This window comes from uncultured Gimesia sp. (assembly GCF_937910335.1).
Classification (GTDB): Bacteria; Planctomycetota; Planctomycetia; order Planctomycetales; family Planctomycetaceae; genus Gimesia.
Genome location: NZ_CALEMX010000542.1, coordinates 1 through 5,860 on the forward strand (window position 1 = coordinate 1; position 5,860 = coordinate 5,860).

General features: G+C 48.1%; 5 protein-coding genes. 4 read left to right on the forward strand and 1 reads right to left on the reverse strand.

The window, feature by feature from the left end; all coding sequences use genetic code 11:
* Nucleotides 1-231: 231 nt before the first annotated feature.
* Both Q0668_RS22300 and Q0668_RS22305 read left to right on the forward strand, forming a co-directional pair.
* Nucleotides 232-507 carry a hypothetical protein gene (locus Q0668_RS22300; RefSeq protein ID WP_298868737.1) on the forward strand — a complete coding sequence of 92 codons (276 nt, stop codon included), beginning with the start codon at nt 232-234 and terminating at the stop codon, nt 505-507.
* Between the two features lie 193 nt (nt 508-700).
* A complete protein-coding gene (locus Q0668_RS22305; protein WP_298868738.1) occupies nt 701-1,321 on the forward strand; it encodes a hypothetical protein in 621 nt (206 codons plus the stop codon).
* A 131-nt stretch (nt 1,322-1,452) separates the two neighbouring features.
* Here Q0668_RS22305 and Q0668_RS22310 read toward each other — a convergent pair whose 3' ends face one another.
* Nucleotides 1,453-1,890: a hypothetical protein gene (locus Q0668_RS22310; RefSeq protein WP_298868740.1), complete on the reverse strand. Its 438-nt coding sequence runs from the start codon at nt 1,888-1,890 to the stop codon at nt 1,453-1,455.
* A gap of 413 nt (nt 1,891-2,303) precedes the next feature.
* Here Q0668_RS22310 and Q0668_RS22315 point away from each other — a divergent pair, with 413 nt between their 5' ends.
* Together Q0668_RS22315 and Q0668_RS22320 are read left to right on the forward strand one after the other, a co-directional pair.
* Nucleotides 2,304-4,829: a DUF1553 domain-containing protein gene (locus tag Q0668_RS22315; RefSeq protein WP_298868741.1), complete on the forward strand. Its 2,526-nt coding sequence runs from the start codon at nt 2,304-2,306 to the stop codon at nt 4,827-4,829.
* An 18-nt stretch (nt 4,830-4,847) separates the two neighbouring features.
* Nucleotides 4,848-5,860, forward strand: a 1,013-nt coding sequence (locus Q0668_RS22320; protein ID WP_298868742.1) for a DUF1501 domain-containing protein, incomplete at its 3' end; no start/stop codon positions are given.

A 5,860-nucleotide genomic window follows, 5' to 3' on the forward strand; every position in this document is an offset into this window, starting at 1 on the left:
CATTGCATGATTGTGATCCTGATACATTACGTCACCAATCTGATATCAAAGCAACCAACATGTGTTAAATTTTCAGGTAGGGTTTATTGATTGATATCGCGTATAATTTCTCGGACGTTTTTTAGTCGGTTCTATCTATCGTATTTGATTTGTAAAGAGTTAAATTCTTACACACGGTAGAGGAATGTCTCGAAATCGCAGTTCCTGATTTAAGCAGGATGATTTGAATGGATGTCAACGATTATGGAGAAGGGCGTGTTCTGGACAAGTGAAAATGATGGTCTAAAGGTGTGCAAAGGCTGCTCATACGTTGCCAAAACGCGGCGAACCGTGGTTGAAGCGTGTTCGATAAGCGTCGATATCTGGTGCTTATTGGGAACGGGTGAACTACGGTTTCTTTCAAATTCGTCTGAAATGCGGGACTTTTGTAGTACTGATGAGGTCACTTGTTCTCATATTGTCAGTGGAATTATCTCTCACTCGCGCGCGACGCTTAACAACGCATAATCGCGAATCGCGGCAGGGAGTCTAGTCGAATCTATGCAGTGATTATTTGGAAGTAGATTCTATGGAAACATCGAAAATTCATGAGTCATGTGATCATAACCTTTTTGAGTAAAGATCTTGATCACTAGATCTGGTCGAGATACAGTAACAAGTGTTCCGCCTGTGTTGAAAGAAATATCTGCGAGGAGCCCCGATGAATACCGCGACTCTGTTTCTGCTTTCGCTGACTGTGGCTGGTAGTCCTGTTGAAGAATGGCCTGAGGGTTATACTGAGCTGGATGGCTTGCTCAGCTCACATAGTGCGCAGTACAAGAAAATGGCGGATTACGTGCGGAAGCGACACTCGTATCGGATAGCTTCGACGAATGAGTTTCCGCTCGGAAATGTGAAAGATCAAACAGGGAAACGTGGACTGGTAATCGAGCTGAATCCCAAAATGCCCAAAGAGAGACGGGCTACGATTTTGATCTGGGAGATGGCGAATGCGTATCAGCGTGAGGCGTTTGCAGAGGTAACTCGCCGCGCTCGATCTGGAAAGATTGACAACCATCGTGAATATGGTATCCGGATGGAGTTAGTCGAGCATGGCAGTCATCAACTGCATCGCGATGTGTTAGTCGAACTTTCGCGTGCTGGAATTCCGATTGCGGAAGATTTTCTGTATTTCCTGAATCCTAAACTCAAATCGCTGGAGACGTATCGCATTCCGACGGCTCATGACTATATCGAGGCCCAGTCAAAAAGCGGACATACAAAACATTATGAGAAATGGTTTTATCTGATCAGAGAAAAGAAACCCCCGGCGGACTTTTAGCTGCTTCGGAAAAGACTCCGATTCACGCAGCCACCAATCCCACGAAAATGAACGTGAGGCTGGCTGACGTGAATCAGATACGCCACGTAAGGATATGACACGGACCGATTATTTGAGAGATTACCAATCGATCAGTTGTTGGCGATTGCCATACAGGCATCGTACTCGTTGCGGGCATTTGCCAACACGGTGTTCAGCCACGCTGTATCGTGGTAGTGTGCGCTGCCCTTCGAGTTAAACAACTTCCTGGCATTCGTTACTTTATCGCGTAACCCCCGCTTGCATTCTGCCACTTTTTTTTCATCGCGTTTAGGAGTTGCATCCGTTTTCTTCTCTTTCTCTTTTGCAGAGACCACAATACTTTCGACGTCCTTATCAACTTCCTGTAACTGTTCTGGGGTGAGTTCGATCTCTTTTTCTGCTTCTGCAGGTTTGATGGCACTCACTTTTACAGAATTTACCTTCACCTCTTTTTCTGTGGAAGTAGAAGAGGTGCATGAAGTGCCCAAGCAGATTACCAAAGGAACGATCAACAGAGCAACAAACACATTTTTTGCACAAATAGACATTGCAGTTCTCCTTGAGTGAAGTGAGGTAATGTGCCTGCTTTTAATGTGCCTATCCTTATTGATATCCCCTTATTTCTGAGTTTCAATCATAAAACATCTTTTTTTGACCGGACTCAAAAAATACTACCAGAATGAGGAATATGGAAGCTCGTCTCATTTTCATCAATTCCACTAACCCATTTGAACAGAAGCAATGCGTTCAGAAGCATTTATGATAATCCCGATATTCTCTTTTGAAAAATAATCTCGGTGTCGGAACCTCGACCGGCTAACGTGAATATGTGGATCTATGAGTTTTGATTCCACCGAAATTCAGCGCTGTAAATCGACGTGCCCTTTTATAAATACTTCTTGATCACTTCCTCATGAGAAGATACAGTAAGGGGATACCTACCATCCTTGAAAGTTCCACCATGTTGACATTTGAGATTGTCAAGAAACTCAGTGTGATCTGTGTTTTTCTTACGATTCCATTGACAGATTCCATTGCAGCTGAGACTCCTGAAAGTATTGCTTTCTTTGAGAAGAAAATCCGCCCGGTACTCGTTACTAAATGTTATGAATGCCATTCGGCGGAGGCAGCCAAAAATGGGGAGTTAGGTAGTGGTTTACAGCTTGATACGCGCGAAGGGATACGACGGGGTGGAGACACCGGGGCATCTGTTGTGCCGGGGAAACCGTCACAAAGTTTATTACTGGCCGCGATGCGACATGAGCGGGATCTGGAGATGCCGCCGGACGGTGATCCGCTGAACGCATCGGTCATTGCCGACTTTGAAAAATGGATCAATATGGGCGCACCGGATCCCCGCGATGGAAAACCGGTGGCGGTGGGAATGGATTTTGCCAAAGCGCGCGAGTTCTGGTCATTGCAGCCCATTCGGAAGCCGGCATTACCCGAAGTCAAACATCAACAGTGGCCACGAAATGATCTGGACTATTTTGTATCAGCGAAGCGAGAAGCGAAACAGATTCCTCCTGCAAATGATGCAACGCGTCCTGTCTTGTTGCGGCGTCTTTTTTTTGACCTGATTGGCCTGCCACCCACTCCTGAGGAATTAGACAAGTTTCAGTCCGTGCCTGTAGCGGAGGTCGTCGATTACCTGTTGGCGTCTACCCATTTCGGTGAGCGCTGGGGTCGACACTGGCTGGATGTCGCGCGTTATGCAGAGAGTAATGGCCTGGCCCGCAATATGGCGTGGCAGCATGCGTGGCGGTATCGTGACTGGGTGATCGATGCCCTCAATTCAGATTTGCCTTATAACCAATTTATCGCATTACAAATCGCAGGCGACCTGATGCCATCAAAGAACCGGGCCCAACAGGATCGGCAAACGATTGCGACTGGTTTTCTGGCCTTAGGTCCCAAAAGTCTGGAAGAGCGGAAACGTGAACTTTTTCTGATGGACTCGATCGACGAGCAAATTGATGTTATCTGTCGGGGAATCCTGGGTCTTTCAGTGAGCTGTGCGCGGTGCCATGATCACAAATTCGATCCTGTGCCGACGGCTGATTATTATGCGCTGGTCGGAATTCTACGTAGCACTGATACTCAATACGGGATCGGCCCGATGGGAATCAAAGGGGTGAATGATTCGGGCCTGATCGCCATTGGCGCTGACGCGGATAAGTTGTCGGGACCTGCCAGTATTCATTTGAAGCAAGTACAGGAACAGACCCAAAAACGAAATACCGCACGATCGGATCGATACCGAGTTATCCGACGGGTGGCTGACCATAAAAGAAAACTCAACAAGACGGGTGAAGACAAAGCGAAGCTGAAGCAGGAAATTGAGAAGATGGATGCCGAGATCAAAGATTGGGATCAACGCATCAAAAAGATGGATGAAGATCTGGCAAACATGGTGGCCCATCCGCCTGCGCAACCAGAGTTTACAATGGGGGCGTGTGACTACCCGAAACCGATCGACAGTAAAATACGCGTTCGTGGGGAAGTGACGCATTACGGAGAAGTCGTCCCCCGTGGTGTATTGCAGGCCATTGAAGTGACAAACCTGCCAAAGATCGGCAAACAGGAGAGTGGTCGATTGCAACTGGCAAAGTGGCTCACCAGCCGCGAGAATCCCCTGACGGCCCGTGTGCTGGTGAACCGTGTCTGGCAACAGTTGTTCGAACGGGGGCTGGTTAGTACTCCGGATGACTTTGGCGTTACGGGGTCGAAACCGACACACCCATTATTACTTGACTATCTGGCTGCGAAATTCATAGAGCAAAACTGGTCCGTCAAAACTCTGATCCGTGAAATTGTGCTGAGCCGGACGTACCAAATGGCGAGTGATGTTGAAAGTAAAGGACGTGCGATTGATCCCGATAATTTATTCTTGTGGCATATGCCACTTCGCCGACTGGATGTGGAATCGTTTCGTGATGCGCTGCTGGCGGTCAGTGGTCGACTGAACCGGGAACGCCGAGTGGGTTCTGCCATTCAGCAAATTGGCGTATTCAGCGAGTATGAATTTAATTCCCGAACCAAGTTAACTCCGGAGATGATGGCCAGTGACCATCGAAGTATCTACCTGCCGATTGTTCGGGGGAATCTGCCTGAAATGTTACAGTTGTTTGATTTTGCCGATCCCAATTCACTGGTAGGCCAACGCGATCAGACGACCGTTCCTTCACAGGCGCTGTTCCTGATGAACAGCGCAGCGATGATCGATTTTTCCAGAGAAACCGCTGATCGCCTTCTACAAAACAAATCTTTGAACAATACCCAACGATTGAATCGGCTTTATGAACTGGCATTGTCCCGTAAAGCCATGAAAACAGAACAAGCGGCCGTCTTCACATTTTTGTCTACGGAGCAGGGGCTTGTACAAATTTCGAAAGAAGCGTTATCGGAAACAGAACAACAACGACAGGCATGGCTCAGTGTTTGTCAGGCACTTTTAGCTGGCAGTGAGTTTCGACATGTCAAATAAAACCAGGAGAGTTTGTCAGTGACGCATTCTATTCCAGAAAACTTCCCAATCGGACCTACACGCCGCGATTGCCTGAAAACTGTTTCGGCAGGGTTTGGCTGGTTGGCGCTGGCCGGTTTATGCCAGCAGGAAGCAGAGGCCTATGAAAGTCCATTGTCACCAAAGCGGCCTCACTTCCCCGCGCGTGCGAAACGTGTAATTTTTCTCTGTATGCGTGGCGGGCCTTCACAGGTAGAAAGCTTCGATTATAAGCCCAAGCTGAATGCCGACAACTTGAAGCCGGGACGGAACAAAAACAGTAAATTATTCGGCTCGCAATGGAAATTCTCCCAATATGGAGAGAGCGGCACTTGGGTCTCTGATTTATTTCCGCATCTGGCCGGACAGGTCGACAAAATGTGTGTTATTAACAGCATGCACACCGATAACAACAATCATCCCCAGGCACTGCAACAGATGCATACAGGAAGTTTTCAATTCGTGCGCCCCAGTATCGGCTCGTGGGTGCTTTATGGATTGGGTACGGAGAATGGAAACCTGCCCGGTTTTGTTTCGCTGAATCCTCTGAAAGCACTGGGGGGTAGCCGCTATTATGCCAGTGCCTTTTTACCGGCTGCCTATCAAGCGAGTTCGATCGGCGAAGCAGGAAAGAACATCAAAGACGCCCGGATTGGCAACTTGATTAATCCACGACTTTCCCGACAGGGGCAACGACGGCAGTTAGATTTACTGCAATCGATGAATCGAAATTTTACGGAGCAACAGCCTGGCGATACACGATTGGAAGGCATGATTGAATCCTTCGAACTGGCGTTCCGCATGAAAGATGAACTTCCCCAGGTCATGGATCTTTCCGGAGAAAGCAAGTCTACTTTGAAAGCCTATGGAATTAATGGGCCTTCGGACAGTTTCGGTCGACAGTGCCTGCTGGCACGACGTTTTGCTGAGGCGGGTGTGCGGTTCATCGAAATTACGGATACCGACTGGGACCATCACGGGTTTGTTTCACGACTGATGCCCAGCGCTGCCAA